Genomic DNA, 18060 nt, shown 5'->3' on the forward strand with positions numbered 1-18060 from the left:
ATGCCTGTGATCCACATTTGTAAATGGGCTTTTTTCGATGGTACTCATATATGCGTGTTAAAAAAAGACAAAAAGCCGCTGTCTCAGAGGACAACGGCTTTAACCATGTATTGATATTCAATATGACCTGTTTATGGCATATCGCTTAAGTGATTGTTTACACATCCACCCAATGCCATTTACGCGCCTACACTTGCTCCCTGACTTGCTTTGATGGCTTGCTCCAGATCATAGATAATGTCTTGAATGTTCTCCGTACCCACAGACAGACGAATCAACTCCGGATTAACCCCTGCTGCGGTCTGTTCATCTTCAGTCAACTGTGCGTGAGTTGTACTTGCCGGGTGAATAATCAGTGACTTGGAATCGCCAACGTTCGCAAGGTGAGAGAACAGTTTGACACTTTCAATCAATTTGCGACCTGCGTCCGCACCACCTTTGATTCCAAAGGTCAGAATGGCACCCTGCCCTCTTGGCAGATACTTCTGTGCAAGCTCGTAAGAACCGTGGCTCGGCAGACCTGCATAACTAACCCAAGACACGTCCTCATGTTTCTCAAGGAATTCCGCAACCGCAAGGGCATTGCTACTATGACGCTCTACGCGCAGATGTAATGTCTCCAGTCCTTGCAGCAGCAACCAGGAGTTGAATGGAGAGATTGTTGCACCCAGGTCACGCAATAGCTGTACACGAGCTTTGATAATATAAGCAATCGGTCCAACCGCTTCCGTATATACAACACCGTTATAACTGGAGTCCGGCTCCGTCAATCCAGGGAACTTGCCACTTGCTTTCCAGTCAAATTTTCCGCTATCCACGATAACGCCACCAATGGATGTACCATGACCGCCAATAAATTTCGTTGCAGAGTGAACGACAATATCTGCTCCATGTTCGATTGGACGAAGCAGGTACGGACTTGGGAACGTATTATCCACGATCAAAGGAATTCCATGTTCATGAGCAATCGCTGCCACCGCTTCAATATCCAGAACATTCCCCTTTGGATTACCGATCGTTTCGGCATACAGTGCTTTCGTTTTCTCCGTAATCGCTGCCCGGAAATTCTCAGGATCACTGGAATCCACAAATTTCACGTCTATACCCAATTTCGGCAAAGTCGTCGAGAACAGATTGTATGTACCTCCATACAAACTCGCCGAAGACACGATCTCATCACCTGCACCAGCAATATTCAGAAGTGAAAACGTAATGGCTGCTTGACCAGAAGCTGTAGCCAGCGCGCCAGCTCCGCCTTCCAACGCTGCAATCCGTTGCTCAAACACGTCGGTTGTTGGATTCATCAGACGGGTATAGATGTTGCCAAACTCTTTCAAACCAAACAAGTTAGCTGCATGCTCGGTGTCCTTGAATCCATAGGATGTTGTCTGATACAAGGGTACAGCTCGTGCGTTGGTGGTTGGATCAATCTCCTGGCCTGCATGAATTGCCAATGTTTCAAATGAAAGCTCACGTTCGTTTGACATAAATCTGAATCCTCCCTCGATATATACGTTCTTTACGTTCCTGATGTCTTCACATGGTGGCGTATGTTTTCCATATTCTCTCACAAGATGTCGCATTTGAAAAGACTTATTTCCGATTGTTCCGATAAGAAATATTAAATATGTACTTTATCGATTTCTGTACCAAAAAAACCTTTGCCCTCGCAAAGGTTTTTCAACTATTTTGGCTTCGGTATGCAATACCTCATCCTGGGTTTGGTTAGACCCGAACTGCACTCCATACTTCACGCAAATGTTTGGCCGCAGGTACAGCTTCCTCTGCAGTTACGCCTTCAAGTGAAATATCGATATGTGGCTTATACGTTTTTAGCAATTCAAAAAATAACGGGTAATCCAGTATTCCTGCCCCAGGTACCGGATTGAACTTCTCTCCCTGTGCATCAAAGGCTACATCTTTGGCATGGATCACAATCATGCGCTGATACAGCGATTCCATCACCTCGCGCAAGAAAGCCCCTTGATCTGCAGCATGTGGTTGCTTGATCAGATTACACGGGTCGAACAGCATCCCCAGATTAGATGAAGGAATCTCTTCAAACAAACGGGTCATATGTTCATGGGTATGAAGGGTATGTGTGGACACAGGCTCAATTGCCGCATGCACGCCCCATTTCTCCGCTTCCTCAGCCAACTCCTCAACCGTTTCTTTCAGCACACTCCACGCCTTCTCTTCATATCCATCCGGATGTGTATCCTGATAGGTGTCCAAGCCCCCGGTCTCCGTTGCTACCATGCTGCAACCAAAATCCCGGGCATAACGCAGATGCTCCTTGAATCGATCAATGTCCGCACGTCGTCTTATCGGATCAGGGTCTATCGGATTAATATAACAGCCCAGTACTGCAATCTTCACCCCGCGCTGTGCAAATTGATCTCCGATCTCATTCGCTAGCCCTGGGCTCAGCTTGCCATTCGATGAGTCCACATCTGATAATGCTTTGGCCAGCGCAAGCTGTACGGAATTAAATCCGTTATCCGCAATCGTCTGCGCAAGCTGTGCTGTAGGCTGTTTGCCAAATGTATGCGCCAGAATACCAAGTTTCATCTCACTGCCTCCTTATGCTAATCCGATTATCAAACGATTAACGTGCCATCCAGCCGCCATCGACATTCAGCACATGACCATTCAGATAATCCGAAGCGGCAGATGCCAGGAAGACAACCGGGCCTTTCAGATCTTCAGGTGTTCCCCAACGCCCCGCAGGAATACGGGCTGTAATATCCCGGTAACGATTCTCGTCCGCACGGATCTGAGTAGTATTATCGGTTTCCATATAACCAGGTGCGATACCGTTAATCTGAATTCCTTTACCTGCCCATTCATTGGCGAGTGCTTTGGTTAAACCGGCAACGCCATGTTTACTGGCTGTATATCCTGGCACGTTGATCCCACCTTGATAGGACAACATGGAAGCAATATTAATGATTTTGCCGCTTCCGCGTTCAATCATATGTCTGCCAGCCAATTGGCTCAGGAAAAATACAGTGTTCAGGTTCAGACCAATTACATCGTGCCAGTCCTGCCCTGCATGATCAGCCGCAGGTGTGCGACGAATGATTCCGGCATTGTTGACGAGAATGTCAATTCTGCCCTGGAACGCAAGCGCCTTTTCGAACACAGCTGACAACTCATCTTCACGACTTAAATCTGCTTCAATCACATAAGCTTTGCGCCCAAGGGCTTCAATGGCACTTGCCGTTTCTGCAGGTTTGGAATAAGAGACCAGCACCACATCAGCACCTGCTTCTGCCAAACCAATTGCCATCCCTTGTCCAAGTCCTCCCGAGGTACCTGTCACCAGTGCAACTTGTCCGCTTAAATCAAATGGGTTCATGAATGATTCCTCCGCATGGTTTTGATATGCAATCCTTAGAGCCGTCCGTTCTTTAATCCCATGAATAATGAATGAGGTTAACTTTGATAATCCACTGTGACACCACTCTGCTCGTATAAGGCAGCCGTCTCTTCATCCAAACGACTATCGCTGATAATGTAGTCCAGTTCCGAACACTGGGCGAAAGTTCGCAGTGCAAATTGTCCGAATTTATAATGATCCACAACGCCGTATACTTGCTGCGAGGCAGATATCATTGCTTTTTTCAAAGGAACCAGATCTCCCGTGTATATGGATAATCCAAATTCCGGATGAAGGGCTGTCGTGGATATAAAGGCTTTGTGAATGTTAAGACTGGATATAAATGCAGCCGTATCATCCCCAACCAACATATTCCGTACACGCGCCCCGCCAGGCACAACCAGTCGCACTTGCTCCTTTTTGGTCAACTCCGCAATAATGAACAGGTCATTGGTCACCACCGTCAGCGGTTGATTATCGAGACGTTTGGCCATCTCCAGCGTGGTGCTGCCACCATCGAGAGCAACGATATCTCCAGGTCGGATGTAAGCAAGGGCACGTTCAGCAATCTCTGTTTTCTCCGGATGATGTTTCTCTGTGACTCCGCGGCTATTCAAGATGCCATACTGATCATTCTGAGCCAGCATAGCACCACCGTGGACACGTACGAGCAGTCCCATACTCTCCAACTTGTCGAGATCCTCTCGCACAGTCTTCCCAGTCACCTGCAGCAACTCACTCAGATCACTGACGGTTACTTCCTGGCGCTCCAGCAGAGCCTCCATAATTTTTTCATGTCTTTTCAATGGATTCATCATAATCAACTTCCTATACTACCTGAGTAAAATGAATGAGTTATAATTTCTACCCTGTCAATTTAACTCAGACATCTGTAATTTATTATTTCAGGTCTTTCATCGCTACGCCGTCCATATCTTCGAACGTCTGGTTCTCACCAGCCATCGCCCAACAGAAGGTGTAATTACTTGTACCCACACCACTGTGAATGGACCAGCTTGGCGAGATGATTGCCTGGCGATCACGTACAACCAGATGGCGTGTTTCGTTTGGCTCACCCATCATATGAAATACAACACCGTCTTCAGGCAAGTTCCAGTACAAGTATACTTCGGAACGGCGGTTATGGGTATGTGCAGGCATCGTGTTCCACATGTTACCCTTGTCGAGTTCGGTAATGCCCATCACCAACTGACAACTCTGAATTCCACCTTCTCCTTGGTGAATGTAACGATAGATCGTACGCTCATTGGAAGTTTCGATGCTGCCCAGATGATTTGGCTGAGCTTGTTCTTGTGTTGCTTTTACTGTTGGATAGGTGTGATGAGCCGGTGTGGATACAAAATAGAATTGGGCAGGTTGAGCCTTGTCACTGCTCGTGAACACAACTTCCTTCACACCTCTACCGATGTAGAGACATTCCTTGGCTCCAATCTCATAACCTTGTCCGTCCGCTGTCACTGTTCCGTGACCACCGACATTAATGATACCGATTTCACGACGCTCCAGGAAAAAGTTCGTTCCGATATCTTTCAGGTTCACTTCAAGGGTAATGTCCTTGCTCTCAGGTACAGCCGTTCCCACAATATAACGATCTACATGAGAATACACCGTAACCAATTCATCGGTTGCAAACAGTTGCTCCATCAAAAATTCCTCACGCAGGCGAGATGTATCATACGTTTTTACTTCATTGGGATGTGCAGCATAACGATTTTCCATTATTAATCCATTCCTTTCGTCATTTGAATTAGTTGGGATTGAGTTTGATAATGTTCATATAAGTTCATTTTAGTTCATTATGTATCTTTTGTGTACCTTTATTTTTAAAATAATTCATATCATTAATCACTAACGATGTTTATTTCTTAAATAAAAGCAAAAAAAAGATCTCCGCAGTCTGTAAAACAGACCGGGAGATCTTCTTTGCTTCACATATTAATGTGCAACAGCATTGTTAAGCATGATCCAGATCGAACCAATTACGATGGTCATCATAATCAGTAATCCGAAAATAAGGGCCATGACATTCCAGCGTGGTTTCTCTGTTTCACGGATATGCATGAAGAAGAAGAGTTGAACCACAAACTGAAGTGCTGCTGTACCAAGAATCACAATGAGTGTACCTGTTTTGCCCATCATGTCGTTCAAAACCACCACAAGTGGAATGATTGTCAGTACGACGGACAGAATGAAGCCGATGACATAAGACTTCAGTGAGCCATGTTGTTCATGGCCGTGGGAATCATGTGAGTTGTGCTCTGCCATCTACATCACCCCCATGAGATAGACGATCGACAGGAGGAAGATCCATACGACGTCCAAGAAGTGCCAGTACAAGCTGATGACGTTGATCTTACCGCGAGTAACGTCGGTAATCCCACGTTTTTTCAGTTGGAACATGAGTCCGATCATCCAGATCAGACCAAGCGATACGTGAAGTCCGTGAGTACCCACGAGGGTGAAGAATGCACCAGAAGCTGCACTCGTTGTGTAACTAAAACCTTCGTGAACCATCTCAACAAACTCGTAAACCTCCAGGGCGATAAAGCTTGCACCCAGAACAGCTGTAACAATCAGCCAGTTAATCAATTGTTTTACTTTACCCTGGTTCATTGCCAGAACGGCAAGTCCGCTTGTAAATGAACTCGTGAGCAAGATGAATGTCTCGGCGATAACGCCAGGCATTTTGATCAGTTCGGACAAAATCGGTCCGCCCGCCGAATTGTCACGCAACACAATGAAGGTTGCGAACAATACGGAGAACAAGATAACGTCGGAAATCAGGAAGAACCAGAATCCGAGAATTTTCATTTCCTGTGGATCATGGTGGCCATGGTCATGACCATGCGCATGATTCTCACCGTGCTTAGCGGCTGCTTGAGCCATCTATACCGACCCCCTTAACGACGCTTCGGTACGCTTAATTTCGTCGACCGGAATGTAATAATCCGTATCGTAAGAGAATGAACGGGCGATCATACAGATGCCTACGCCAGCAAGTCCGAGAATCGCCATCCACAGCCAACCGAATACGAAGCCGAAACCAGCAACGAACCAGAAGACAGACATGATGAACGGAATCGAGGAATTCTTCGGCATGTGAATCGGCTCAAGCGGTTGCTCAGGCGGATAGATGCCTTTGGCACGACGTTCTTTCTCTTCCCACCACTCATCGATATCATCTCCGCGCGGTGTAACAGCGAAGTTATATTCAGGAGCTGGTGAAGGAATCGACCACTCGAGCGTACGACCATCCCATGGATCGCCGGAAGCTTTAAGTGTTTTGTATTTGCGAATACCGTCTGCAATTTGTGCAACTTGGAACAAGAATCCGACACCCATCAGGAATGCCCCGATTGTGGATACGAAGTTCAGTTCCCACCAGCCAGTATCCCAGCCGTATGTGCTCAGACGACGTGTCATACCCATCAGACCGACAGCGTACTGCGGCATGAAGCAGACATAGAAACCAATATTCCAAGTCCAGAATGCCCATTTGCCCAGTTTCTCTTCGAGTTGGAAACCGAACATTTTAGGCCACCAGTAATACAGACCAGCGAAGTATCCGAAGACAACGCCACCGATCAATACTTGGTGGAAGTGGGCAATCAGGAAGTAACTGTTGTGGAACTGGAAGTCAGCAGGAGCAACGGATAACAGAACGCCTGTCATACCCCCGACAATAAAGCACGGGATAAAGGCAAGTGTCCACATCATCGGAGTCGCCATGCGAATCCTTCCTCGATACATGGTAAACAACCAGTTAAATATTTTAACCCCTGTTGGAATAGCAATCAACATCGTAGTTACGGCGAAGAAGGCATTCACGTCCGCTCCTGAACCCATCGTGAAGAAGTGATGCGCCCATGTGAAGAAGGACAGGAAGCTGATAATTAACATTGCAAATACCATTGACTTGTAACCAAACAGTTTTTTCCGAGAGAAGGTACTTACAATCTCGGAGAACACACCGAATGCCGGCAAGACGACAATGTATACCTCAGGGTGACCCCACATCCAGATCAAGTTGATATACATCATTGGGTTACCGCCCAGATCAAGTGTGAAGAAATGCGCCCCGGCAAACCTGTCGAGGAATAACAATGCAAGTGTCACGGTCAAGATCGGGAAAGCAAACAAGATAATGATACAAGTGGAGAATACCGACCATGTGAACATCGGCATTTTCATCCATCTCATGCCTGGCGCACGCATTTTAATGATGGTAACCAGGAAGTTGATACCGGTAGCCAGGGAACCGATACCCGATATCTGTATACCCCATATATAGAAGTTCTGTCCGACCCCCGGACTGTGTGACAGCTCCGATAGAGGTGGATAACTCAGCCATCCCGCATCCGGTGAACCACCGATAACGAAGGACAGGTTAAACAGCATTGCTCCCAGGAAGAATAACCAGAAGCTCAATGCATTCAGAAACGGGAAGGCAACGTCCCTTGCTCCGATCTGTAATGGCACGATAACGTTAAATAAACCAAACATAAATGGCATCGCCATGAACAAGATCATGATCGTGCCGTGAGTTGTAAAGACCTGATTATAATGTTCAGGATGTAAGAAATCCATGTTAGGCATAGCCAGCTGCAGACGCATCATCAATGCATCCACACCACCACGGAACAACATGATAATGGAAGCAATGATATACATAATACCGATCTTTTTATGATCGACGGTAGTTAACCAGTTACGCCAGAGCCAGCCCCATTTTTTGAAATAAGTCAGCACCGTTACGATAGTAATCATCGTAATACCGATGGCCACGTCTGCTCCATAGATCAGCGGGTCGCCAGTTACGAAAAACTCCGATGCAAACTCTTTAAGTCTCTCTAACATTGGGGGCCTCCTTTCGAATCTTTAGTTAGCACTCTTGTCCTCGTCTTGATTGGACTTGTCAGTTGCACTTTGAATGGCTCCAGAAGCTTCACTTGAACTTCCATGCTTACTGTGAGCACTTTGACCATCTACAACATACTTGGTCACAATATTTTGGAACAATCCTTCTGGGAAGGCAGAATAATAAGCAACATTGCTTGTTCCTGGTTCAGCCAGTGCTTTGTAACCTTCTGTAGTCAACGCCTGAGAACTCTGTTTCACTTCAGCTACCCAATTGTCAAAATCTTCGTCCGATGTAGCATTCACATCAAAACGCATTTCTCCAAAATGCTCACCTGTGAAGTTAGCGCCTGAACCCCAGTACTTGCCTTCATGATCTGCCTGCAGATACAAGGTCATCGCCATACCCGACATCGTATAAATCTGTCCTCCAAGTTGCGGAATCCAGAATGAGTTCATTGGTGAATCCGCAGTGAGTTCAAATTTCACGGGCCGGTCTGCCGGAATATTCAGCGTGTTGACCGTTGCAATCCCTTGCTCAGGATACATAAACAGCCATTTCCAGTCCAGTGAAGACACTTGGATGGTAATTGGTTCTTTCTCATGAGCCAACGGCTTCGAAGGCTCCAGATCATACGTGTAACGAATCGTTACAATTGCAAGTATTCCAATAATAATAATTGGAACCGTCCACCAGATTGCCTCCGCCTTCGTACTATGAGACCAGTTAGGCTCATAAGCAGCTTTGTTATCCGGCTTGTCGCGGTAACGCCATACGATTACGGCAGACAAAATGAGTACTGGCACAATGATGACAGCACACAAAATTGTCGAGATGACAATCAAATCTCTCTGCGAAGCGCCAATTGGCCCCTTCGGATCCAGAACAACGTACTGCCCGCCTGCCAGCATTGGCCAGACAATCAATGCAATTGTAACCAACGTCAGGACAACCGGAATGATAATCCGGATTAGCGACCTAGGTTTCTTGTTCATTTTGATCCCCTCTCCTTAAATTCGCTCATACTGAAAAATCAGTATACTACTCTCTTCCTACTAAAGATATCAGAAATGAACAACTTTTTTGTTCTTGTTAACAAATTTGTCGATTTTACACCTTAAATGTGTGAATTTTTTCTCACAAATCGCTTGCATGCTTGATATTTGTACTTCGTAATCTTTACACTTCAAGTCACAAAATAAAACCCTTTGCAGTCCCGTTGAACAGTGTCAACGAATCCGCAAAGGGCTTTATTGACTGGATTCCGGGAACTTATCCAGTCTTATTATGAACGAATTAACGCAGGATTATAATCAATCGGCGCCTTCGTCTTCCCGGCGTGTATGAACAAGGCCAATCGCTTTGGCAATAACGTAAATAAACACACTACCTACAAGGAATCCAATACCAACCATCAAGCCAAGATTACGATCATTAAAGTCGTTCAGATTGATCAGACACATGACCACTCCCGTAATGAGTGCGACCCATGCCAGAACTGTCATCGTCAAGACGGCGCGCCGCATATTTTTGTCTTTGCGCTCCAATTGGCTAACCATTGCTGTCTTCGATGCCATAGTAAACACTTCCTTTTCCCTTTTTGTAAGTGCTTTCCTTATACCAATATACCACATCAGTATGATTTTTAGTCAACAAATGTTCAAATTTTATTCGCAATTTGGACACTTTATTTTGATTTCGACCGTTGACAAAACATTTTTCAATTCATCATACTTCTTATAACCCAAAAAACGTCTCTTCATAACAGGAACTGCACTTGACCTTATGAAACCTTTATGAACTACTCATTTCCAACGGTAAAAATACAAAAAAAGACGGCACATTGGAATACTCCAATGTTACCGTCTTTTTCAACTTCAATAAGGGAACTATATATAATGAGGACCTGCTTTTCCCTTAAACCTGCCACCTAAACTATTGGGGATTATGTTCGTTCCGTGTCTCCAACCAATTATTCTTGATGACGTTCTGATACCAGTAATAACTCTCCTTCGGCGTTCTCACGAGTGAGCGATAGTCCACATGAACAAGACCAAAACGCATGCGGTAGCCTTCTGCCCACTCGAAATTATCCATCAGTGACCATGCCATGTACCCTTTCAGGTTAATCCCGTCATTAATGATGCGGTGAATTTGAGCCAAGTGCTGTTCATAATATGCAATCCGGCGATCATCATTAATTTTGCCATTCTCCAGATCATCATTGATGCAGGCACCGTTCTCCGTGATATACACATCTACATTGCCGTACTTTTGCAAATAATGCATGAATTCATACAAGCCGCGTGATTCCACTGGCCAGCCAATATCGGTTTTGGTGAGACCCATATCAACTTCTTCCGATTGCAGAGCGCCTGCCTCTGGATTGAAACGATTGATCCCCATGGTGTAATAGTTAATACCTAGTAAGTCGATCGGTTGCGAGATGATCTCCATATCGCCTTCTTGGATTGGCACCGTAGCTCCCGCTTCTGCGAACCAGTCCACCATAAATTGCGGGTACGAGCCTTTGTAGATCGGGTCAAGGAACCAGTCCGTATTGAGCGCGATTGATCTATCACACGCAGCTTGGTCCTCAGGAGATTTGCTGTACGGCTCAGCCCAGCATACGTTCGGAGCAATACCAATCTGACCGGTTGTACCCAAACGCCGGAAGGATTGAACAGCTTTACCGTGTGCGACCAGCAATCCATGAGCAACATTAATTGACGTCTGCAGGTCTTTGTTTCCTGGCGCATGAATCCCGAGAAGGTTTGACAGGAACGCAATACACCATGGTTCGTTGAATGTCAGCCAGAAGTTGATTTTGCCAGAGAATTCTTTGAAGATCACTTCGGCATATTTCACAAAAGCATCCACAGTTCTGCGGTTGCCCCAGCCTCCGTCATCCTCCAGCGTTTGCGGAAGATCCCAGTGATACAGGGTGAGGAACGGTTCAATTCCAGCCTCGATCAATGCATCCACGAAGCGGTGGTAGAAGTCCAGACCTTCCCGATTGATCTCCCCATCTCCGTCAGGAATAATGCGCGGCCACGCAATGGAGAACCGGTACGTATTAATCCCGAGTTTCTTCATCAATTCGATGTCTTCCTCATACCGGTGGTAACTGTCACACGCGACATCACCATTGTCTCCGTTATATACTTTGCCAGGCGTGCGCGCAAACGTATCCCAGATGGATACCCCGCGTCCACCTTCCTGTGCCGCTCCTTCTATCTGATAGGAAGCTGTTGCTGTACCCCAGCGAAAATCTTGCGGAAATTTGAAAATGGTCATGGTTGGCTCCTCCGTCTCATGATGACACGCGGATCGTCTGTCCTGCGGTCATGGTTAAAATAATTACATAATCGCCCTGAGGCGTAAGCTCTGCCTTGGCTTGTTCGTTTCCTTCCACACGCAGTGGATAAACACTGCGAAGGGTCAGCGACTCATTTCGATCTGCCTTAATAACCGCTGACGCAAGCTTGTTGTCCGTCCACGTTATCGCTACCGTATAACCACCTCTTGCACGAAGGCCTTCAACACGACCTTGAGTCCAGAGTTCAGGCAGTGCAGGCAGTAAATGTAACTCGTTCAAGTGGCTCTGCAATAACATCTCCGCGATTCCAGCCGTGCCTCCAAAATTACCATCGATCTGGAATGGTGGATGGTCATCAAACAGATTCGGATGTGTGGATCGGGCCAGCAACGTGCGCACAAACTGATGTGCCTGGCTGCTATCCAGCAGTCGTGCATACAGATTGATCAACCATGCACAGCTCCATCCTGTATGCCCGCCACCTTGTGAGATACGACGTTCAAGCGATACCCGTGCTGCTTCTACCAATTCCGGTGTGTGCACTCGATTGATCTGCTCCCCCGGATACAACCCATATAGATGGGAAACGTGACGATGCCCTGGTTCAGATTCGGCAAAATCTTTAAACCACTCCAGCAATTGTCCTTCGCTTCCAATTCGGAATGGATAGAGTTTCTCCTGAGCCTCATCCCACTCGCTCACCAATGACTGATCAATGCCCAGTTGCTTCGCAGCCTCAATACAACGGCTGAACAGTTCACGAATTAACGTCATATCCATCGTTGAAGCCATGGATATACTGCGTGCCTCCCCAGCATCTGTGAGAAACTTGTTCTCTGGTGAAGTGGATGGAATCGTAACCAGATAACCATCAGGCCCTTCCACCAGCCAGTCGAGACAGAATAGCGCCGCCTCTTTCATGATGGGATACGCACGTTCCTCAAGAAAACGCTGATCCCCGGTAAATTGATAATGCTCCCATAGATGCGAGGTCAACCATACGCCGCCCATCGGCCAGAAAGCCCAGCTGGCATCTCCACCTGTTGGTGTAGAGGTTCTCCAGATGTCCACGTTATGATGAGCAGTCCATCCACGGGCTCCATACAGAATCCGCGCCGTTCTACGTCCCGTATCACTGAGATCGGTCAGCATATCAAACAGCGGCTCATGACATTCACTGAGATTGCAGACTTCTGCCGGCCAGTAATTCATCTCCGTGTTGATATTGATTGTGTAATCACTATGCCATGGCGGCTCTACCTGATGGTTCCAGATTCCCTGCAGATTCGCAGGCTGGCTGCCCGGACGCGAACTAGCCATTAACAGATATCTTCCATATTGAAAATAAAGTGCCTCCAGTCCAGGGTCTTGTTGCCCTGCCTGATAAGCCTGCAGCCGCTCATCTGTAGGTAATTCGGCGTTAACCGACACCCCCAGATTAATAGAGACTCTGTTAAACAACGCGCTATGATCCTGAATATGTCGGTCACGAAGGACTTCCGCGCCATGTGTGGTCGCTTTGGAGATCATCTCCTTGCATTCCTCTTCCAATACAAGATGATCCTTCACAGGCAAAACATCATAACTTTCAAAGGACGTAGCTGCTGCCAGATAGAAAACAACCTGATCAGCCCCCTGAATATGTAACCTGCCTTCCAGATTGGAGACCTTCACCTGATCGCCAGATGCCGTAAACGCTACACGGACAGCATAAGCCGTCCCCCGATCCTCTTCATAGAGGACGGATTCCGGGTGATCCCTGAAGTAATTGGACTCAACATGACTTGGGCACCGACTGAACATGGTTAGAGCATCTCCTGAAGTCTCAACGCGATAAGGATGGGGACTGTCTAGCGTAACACCTACACTCACAGCGCCCTTCTGATCAGCAGTCAATGTGCAGACCATCAGATCATCCGAAGCGCTGGAAAACACTTCACGTACGTATTGAGTTCCTTCCAATGAGTAGGTTGTGGTTGCAATACCCGATTCCAGATCAAGCTCCCGTTCAAATGCATCATATGAAAGATCATCCAGACCCTCATGGTGCAATAGAAAATGACCCATCGGCTGGTAGGCCTCTACATCACGACCAAGCATTTCACGGTTCAACAAATCCTCAGCTTCACCATACTGCCCAGACATGATCAACTCTCGCGTCTGTTTCAAATACCGCTGACTGCTGTATTGAATCGTATCCCGTGGAAACCCTGACCATAATGTATCTTCATTGAGCTGAATTCGTTCATCTGCTGCGCCACCGTACACCATGCCTCCAAGACGGCCGTTTCCGATGGGCAATGCTTCTTCCCAGCGTTGCGCCGGTTGTCGATACCATAGACGATTGATTTTAGTTTGTTTATTGTGTTGGGACATGATTAGCTCCTGTTCCTAAATTAGCTGTATATTTCTTATAACATAAAACGTTTTCGGTAAGTGCTTACAATAATAAAATTATATGTGATTTCAAAATTTGCGTCAATGCAAATCATCACATCATTCCACAAAAAAAGGGCCCTATATGGGGCCCTTTCCTTGCGTAACCATGGATCACAGACAATCCATATTATTTTACGTCTTTTCCTGTCCACAGAGAGACACGTTCTTTAACCCAAACCGTAAATTGTTTCTCCATTTCAACTGCACCAGCTTTGTCCAAATCAGCCAGTAAAGCATCATAGGTTGCATCAAAGTTTGCTGGTGTAGTCAGAACAGCTTCCGGAATCCGTTTACGAATGATATCCTGCGTTTTCTGGAACGTTACCTCATAGTCTGTACCGGAAGGTACGGACATGTTATACGCTGCGCCCCAATCCTTAACTGGCAGATCTTCTTCAGCCGGATAGAACTCTTTCCAAGTCGTGATACCGTATGCTTTCAGCGTTTCTTTCTCTGCAGCTGTGTAACCAGCTACAATCTGCTCAGGGAAGTTTGTTGTGTAGTAGTTATCCGTAGAATCTTTTACACCATCACCGTATCTTGCACTAAATACGTTATACATCCCAATTCCTGTTTCCTTACTGAAATTGGAGTTGTCATTCGTTTTGCGGTCCTGAACGTCATCTGGAATCACGCGTTTACCATCTTCTACGTTGTAATGTTCACCTTCGATACCCCAGTTTCTCAGAACTTGTCCTTCATCGGAAGCAAGCCAATCCATGAATTTGATGATACGCACTGGATCTTTGGCCGAAGTTGTAATCCCAATGCCATAACCGTCAAAGCCGGCTGGTTGGAACGTGTGATCCACAATTTCATCGTTAAGTGACACAGAGAAGTGAGCGTATGTGGCATCATCCTTACCCGATGATTTGAGCGCGTTCTCCGCTTCTTGATAGTTCCACTCTTGGTCAATCAGACCGAGGACACGGCCGCTGGCAATTTTGGACTTGTATTGATCATCCTTTTGAACAAAGGCATCTTTGTCCAGTAGGCCTTCATTGTACATTTTATTCAACCAGCGGAAATATTCTCTTTCCTCTGGACGTTTGTAGTGCAATGTTGCTTCATACGTTTCAGGATCAATGTAATATTCACCATCATCCGGTGCGCCTGTTGCCTGGAAGGCCGGGTTCGTTACCGTGATCATGATCTTCCAGTCATCTGCATTCAATGTTAATGGAATGGTTGGTTGACCATCAATGGTTGGATGTTTTTCATAATAGGCTCTGAGTACATTCTCGTAATCCTCAAGTGTCTTCACTTCAGGATATCCGAGCTCTTTCAACACTCTTTGCTGAATTTCAAATCCACCTGTAGCGTCAAACGTAACATTATCAACACCCATATTGGTTGGAATAGTATATATCGCTTGATCTTCCAAACTGTATTTCAAACGGTTCATCTGTTCTCCATAGATTTTTTTCAGATTGGGAGCATGCTCCTCAATCAGATCCGTGAGATCCAGCATCGCGCCTGCATCCACAAGCTTAGATAAGTTACCTTTAGGGTAGATCATATCAGGAAAGTCACCACTGGCAGCCATTAGCGCAATCTTCTGGTTACCACCATCGTTTACATCATACTCTGCTTCAATGGTAACGCCAGTTTGCTCCGTAATCTTTTTACCAACAGCATCTTGCATCTTGTTCCAGGTTGGACTAGCATCCGCCCCGAAGAATGTAACTGTGATCGGTTCAGTTCCGCTGGACTCCGAAGTCTCTTTGGTTCCCGAATTCCCGCAGCCAGCTGTAACCAACATTGCACTTGCGAGCATCAACATTGCAAACGTCTTGGGTGTATTGCCTTTCATTTTGCCTCTCATTGTCTAGTTCCCCCTATTATTTATGAAGGTTTTATCTGTATAACAGGCTTTATGCCTGAGGATACCACTTTTTTTGAATGCGCTTTCGGTATCGTTCATTCTAACGTGTTCACTAAAGCTGACGTTTCGATTCTGCAAAAAGAAAGATTCTTCTTCTAACAGACGTAAAACGTTTTCGTAAATGGAATAAACCGCTTACTGAAAGTGCTTACATGATAGATTATAGGCTATCCATCTCCTCACGTCAACAATAAAAAAAGCCCTTTCTCAAGGGCTTTTTTTGCTATGAAAATCCTTAACTTTAATGCTTGGTTTTCAAGCTTATTTCACATCTTTTCCAGTCCAGAGAGCTACACGTTCTTTGATCCAAACCGTGTATTGTTTCTCCATCTCCACTGCACCCGCTTTATCGAGTTCAGCCAGAAGACCATCATATACGCTGTCGAAGTTCTCTGGTTTGGCAAGGATAGCCTCTGGAATACGTTTACGGACGATATCCTGTGTTTTCTGGAACGTTACGTTGTAATCCGTGTCAGAAGGTACAGGCATGTTGTATGCTGCGCCCCAATCTTTCAGCTTCAGATCTTCTTCGGAAGGATAGAAATCTTTCCATGTTGTGATACCATACGCTTTCAACGTTTCCTTCTCAGCAGCAGTGTAACCAGCTTGAATCTGTTCAGGGAAGTTCGTTGTATAGTAGTTATCCGTGGCATCTTTCACACCATCACCGTATCTGGCGCTAAATATGTTATACATGCCTACGCCTGATTCTTTGGTAAAAGCAGAGTTATCATTGGTTTTGCGATCTTGTACGTCAGCCGGAATGATGCGTTTCCCATTCTCGACTTGGTAATGTTGGCCTTCAACGCCCCAGTTTCTCAGGACCTGACCTTCATCGGAAGCAAGCCAATCCATGAATTTGATAATACGTACCGGATCTTTGGCCGAAGTCGTGATTCCGATACCATAACCGTCGAATCCCGTCGGTTGGAACGTATGATCCACAATATCCTTGTTCAAGGACACGGAGAAGTGGGCATATGTTTTATCTCCACCATTAGACGATTTCAAAGCATTCTCCGCCTCACCATAGTTCCACTCCTGGTCGATTAGACCGAGTACACGGCCACTGGCAATTTTGGATTTGTATTGGTCATCCTTTTGAACAAATGTATCTTTATCAAGCAGACCCTCATTGTACATTTTGTTCAACCAACGGAAATATTCTTTTTCTTCAGGACGTTTGTAGTGTAGAACGGCTTCATACGTCTCAGGGTTGATATAATACTCACCGTCATCCGGTCCACCCGTAGCTTGGAATGCAGGGTTCGTTACCGTAATCATAATTTTCCAGTCATCTGCATTCAATGTTAACGGAATAGTCGGTTGACCATCAATCGTTGGATGTTTTTCATAATACGTTCTCAGTACGTTCTCGTAGTCCTCAAGCGTTTTTACTTCAGGGTAGCCAAGCTCTTTCAATACTCTTTGTTGAATTTCGAATCCGCCCGTAGCATCAAACGCAACGTTATCTACACCCATATTAGTCGGAATCGTGTAAATGGCTTGATCTTCCAAACTGTATTTCAGACGGTTCATCTGATCACCATAGATTTTTTTCAAATTGGGAGCATGCTCCTCAATTAGATCGGTCAGGTCCAGCATCGCGCCTGCATCCACAAGCTTAGACAAGTTGCCTTTAGGATAGATAATATCAGGGTAATCACCACTGGCAGCCATCAAAGGAATCTTTTGGTCACCACCATTATTCACATCATACTCAGCTTCAATTGTAACTCCCGTTGCCTTAGTAATCTCTTGACCGACAGCATCCTTCATGTTATTCCAGTTCGGACTCGCGTCTGCACCAAAGAATGTAAAGGTCACTGGACTGGTTGTATCTCCGGAATCAACCGGTTTCTCTGAAGCGTTAGTTCCTCCTCCATTGCCGCTGCATCCTGCTGTAATTGCAAGTGCACTGGCTAACAGAAGCATTGCGAATGTTTTTGGTGTTTTGCCCTTCATGTGTAATCCCCCTTATGGATATTAATGAAGCTGTATATTTGTATAACAGGCTGACCTGCAAATACCATGACCAGATGAAACGAATGTAATTTTCTTGTTTTTATAACATTAGAAGCGTTTTCTTAAAAATAAAAAAATGTTCTTTTCTTACCCTTTTCCTCTTCATTCCTGTAAGTGTTAACTTTGAGATT

General features: G+C 45.8%; 14 protein-coding genes. All 14 read right to left on the reverse strand.

Going from position 1 to position 18060, the window contains the following annotated elements; translation table 11 throughout:
• Nucleotides 1-179: 179 nt before the first annotated feature.
• The 14 genes from MKY87_RS11220 to MKY87_RS11285 all read right to left on the reverse strand — a co-directional run bounded on the left by MKY87_RS11220 (nt 180) and on the right by MKY87_RS11285 (nt 17869).
• Nucleotides 180-1487: a homocysteine synthase gene (locus tag MKY87_RS11220; RefSeq protein WP_036668035.1), complete on the reverse strand. Its 1308-nt coding sequence runs from the start codon at nt 1485-1487 to the stop codon at nt 180-182.
• A 238-nt stretch (nt 1488-1725) separates the two neighbouring features.
• Entirely contained in the window at nt 1726-2571 is an 846-nt protein-coding gene (locus MKY87_RS11225; protein ID WP_340912777.1) for a sugar phosphate isomerase/epimerase family protein, read from the reverse strand.
• 37 nt (nt 2572-2608) lie between these two features.
• A complete protein-coding gene (kduD, locus tag MKY87_RS11230; RefSeq protein ID WP_036668040.1) occupies nt 2609-3361 on the reverse strand; it encodes a 2-dehydro-3-deoxy-D-gluconate 5-dehydrogenase KduD in 753 nt (250 codons plus the stop codon).
• 77 nt (nt 3362-3438) lie between these two features.
• The gene (locus MKY87_RS11235; RefSeq protein WP_181155596.1) at nt 3439-4197 is read right to left on the reverse strand and encodes a DeoR/GlpR family DNA-binding transcription regulator; all 759 of its coding nucleotides are present in this window, start codon (nt 4195-4197) and stop codon (nt 3439-3441) included.
• An 85-nt stretch (nt 4198-4282) separates the two neighbouring features.
• Nucleotides 4283-5122, reverse strand: a complete 840-nt coding sequence (gene kduI, locus MKY87_RS11240) for a 5-dehydro-4-deoxy-D-glucuronate isomerase (protein ID WP_036606918.1) — start codon at nt 5120-5122, stop codon at nt 4283-4285.
• A 216-nt stretch (nt 5123-5338) separates the two neighbouring features.
• The gene (gene cyoD, locus MKY87_RS11245; RefSeq protein ID WP_091019256.1) at nt 5339-5668 is read right to left on the reverse strand and encodes a cytochrome o ubiquinol oxidase subunit IV; all 330 of its coding nucleotides are present in this window, start codon (nt 5666-5668) and stop codon (nt 5339-5341) included.
• A complete protein-coding gene (gene cyoC / locus MKY87_RS11250) occupies nt 5669-6289 on the reverse strand; it encodes a cytochrome o ubiquinol oxidase subunit III (RefSeq protein ID WP_091038523.1) in 621 nt (206 codons plus the stop codon).
• Nucleotides 6290-8260, reverse strand: a complete 1971-nt coding sequence (locus MKY87_RS11255; protein ID WP_091038522.1) for a cbb3-type cytochrome c oxidase subunit I — start codon at nt 8258-8260, stop codon at nt 6290-6292.
• A 21-nt stretch (nt 8261-8281) separates the two neighbouring features.
• Nucleotides 8282-9256 carry a ubiquinol oxidase subunit II gene (gene cyoA / locus MKY87_RS11260; RefSeq protein WP_091038520.1) on the reverse strand — a complete coding sequence of 325 codons (975 nt, stop codon included), beginning with the start codon at nt 9254-9256 and terminating at the stop codon, nt 8282-8284.
• A 318-nt stretch (nt 9257-9574) separates the two neighbouring features.
• Nucleotides 9575-9838, reverse strand: a complete 264-nt coding sequence (locus tag MKY87_RS11265; RefSeq protein ID WP_091038518.1) for a hypothetical protein — start codon at nt 9836-9838, stop codon at nt 9575-9577.
• A 358-nt stretch (nt 9839-10196) separates the two neighbouring features.
• On the reverse strand, nt 10197-11558 hold the full coding sequence (locus MKY87_RS11270; RefSeq protein WP_133387168.1) for a GH1 family beta-glucosidase: 1362 nt from the start codon (nt 11556-11558) through the stop codon (nt 10197-10199).
• 16 nt (nt 11559-11574) lie between these two features.
• On the reverse strand, nt 11575-13956 hold the full coding sequence (locus MKY87_RS11275) for a glycoside hydrolase family 95 protein (protein WP_340964464.1): 2382 nt from the start codon (nt 13954-13956) through the stop codon (nt 11575-11577).
• A 190-nt stretch (nt 13957-14146) separates the two neighbouring features.
• Entirely contained in the window at nt 14147-15844 is a 1698-nt protein-coding gene (locus tag MKY87_RS11280; RefSeq protein ID WP_434060095.1) for an ABC transporter substrate-binding protein, read from the reverse strand.
• A 321-nt stretch (nt 15845-16165) separates the two neighbouring features.
• Nucleotides 16166-17869, reverse strand: coding sequence for an ABC transporter substrate-binding protein (locus MKY87_RS11285; RefSeq protein ID WP_339310832.1), 1704 nt, complete (start codon nt 17867-17869; stop codon nt 16166-16168).
• Between the last annotated feature and the right edge of the window lie 191 nt (nt 17870-18060).

This window comes from Paenibacillus sp. FSL R7-0198 (genome assembly GCF_038000415.1).
Lineage (GTDB): Bacteria > Bacillota > Bacilli > Paenibacillales > Paenibacillaceae > Paenibacillus.

Coding starts and splice junctions, on each gene's coding strand:
- MKY87_RS11220 (WP_036668035.1), bottom strand. CDS start 1,487: ATGTCAAACGAACGTGAGCTTTCATTTGAAACATTGGCAATTCATGCA.
- MKY87_RS11225 (WP_340912777.1), bottom strand. CDS start 2,571: ATGAAACTTGGTATTCTGGCGCATACATTTGGCAAACAGCCTACAGCA.
- kduD (WP_036668040.1), bottom strand. CDS start 3,361: ATGAACCCATTTGATTTAAGCGGACAAGTTGCACTGGTGACAGGTACC.
- MKY87_RS11235 (WP_181155596.1), bottom strand. CDS start 4,197: ATGAATCCATTGAAAAGACATGAAAAAATTATGGAGGCTCTGCTGGAG.
- kduI (WP_036606918.1), bottom strand. CDS start 5,122: ATGGAAAATCGTTATGCTGCACATCCCAATGAAGTAAAAACGTATGAT.
- cyoD (WP_091019256.1), bottom strand. CDS start 5,668: ATGGCAGAGCACAACTCACATGATTCCCACGGCCATGAACAACATGGC.
- cyoC (WP_091038523.1), bottom strand. CDS start 6,289: ATGGCTCAAGCAGCCGCTAAGCACGGTGAGAATCATGCGCATGGTCAT.
- MKY87_RS11255 (WP_091038522.1), bottom strand. CDS start 8,260: ATGTTAGAGAGACTTAAAGAGTTTGCATCGGAGTTTTTCGTAACTGGC.
- cyoA (WP_091038520.1), bottom strand. CDS start 9,256: ATGAACAAGAAACCTAGGTCGCTAATCCGGATTATCATTCCGGTTGTC.
- MKY87_RS11265 (WP_091038518.1), bottom strand. CDS start 9,838: ATGGCATCGAAGACAGCAATGGTTAGCCAATTGGAGCGCAAAGACAAA.
- MKY87_RS11270 (WP_133387168.1), bottom strand. CDS start 11,558: ATGACCATTTTCAAATTTCCGCAAGATTTTCGCTGGGGTACAGCAACA.
- MKY87_RS11275 (WP_340964464.1), bottom strand. CDS start 13,956: ATGTCCCAACACAATAAACAAACTAAAATCAATCGTCTATGGTATCGA.
- MKY87_RS11280 (WP_434060095.1), bottom strand. CDS start 15,844: ATGAGAGGCAAAATGAAAGGCAATACACCCAAGACGTTTGCAATGTTG.
- MKY87_RS11285 (WP_339310832.1), bottom strand. CDS start 17,869: ATGAAGGGCAAAACACCAAAAACATTCGCAATGCTTCTGTTAGCCAGT.